Annotated in this window: 1 protein-coding gene; it reads left to right on the forward strand. The window is 63.9% G+C overall.

Translation table 11 applies throughout. The annotated features are described in order from the left end of the window. Nucleotides 1-162 precede the first annotated feature (162 nt). On the forward strand, nucleotides 163-534 hold a 372-nt coding region (locus AACY08_RS28530), incomplete at its 3' end, for a recombinase family protein (RefSeq protein WP_339472446.1).

Raw genomic sequence — 534 nt, forward strand, 5'->3', positions numbered from 1 at the left:
TTATGCGCAGGCCCTGTTCGCGAAAACCATCCTTTCTGACGATCCTGCCGGCGCGTTAGAGCGGTCACGCATTTCTGCGGCATCTTGTTTGTCAAAACTGTTCTGGAAACCAGCTTCGCAAAACGCTATGCCTTCGACGGGTTTGGAGAAGGTCGAGGGGTCATGCGGGTCGGTTATGCCAGGGTCAGCACCAGCGACCAGAACCCCGACCTGCAACTGGATGCATTGCGCCGCGCCGGGTGCGAGCGGGTCTTCACCGAAAAGGCATCGGGTGCCCGCGACGACCGCCCCGAACTCGCTCGCATCCTGGGCGAGGTACTACGTGCCGGCGACACGCTCGTGGTGTGGAAGCTCGACCGCCTCGCCCGCTCGCTGAAGAAGCTGATTGCTTCTGCGGAAGAACTGGGGGGGAGGAGGTGGGGGTGGTTTAGGAGGTGGGGAGGGGGTGGGGGATGGGAAGGGTGTTGGTGGGGGTGGGGGGCGGATGATTTTAAAAAAATGGGGGGGGGGGGGGGGGGGGGGGGGGGGGGGGGG

Origin of the sequence: Pseudomonas sp. EL_65y_Pfl1_R83 (assembly GCF_963970695.1) — a bacterium.
GTDB classification, from domain to species: Bacteria; Pseudomonadota; Gammaproteobacteria; order Pseudomonadales; family Pseudomonadaceae; genus Aquipseudomonas; species Aquipseudomonas tritici.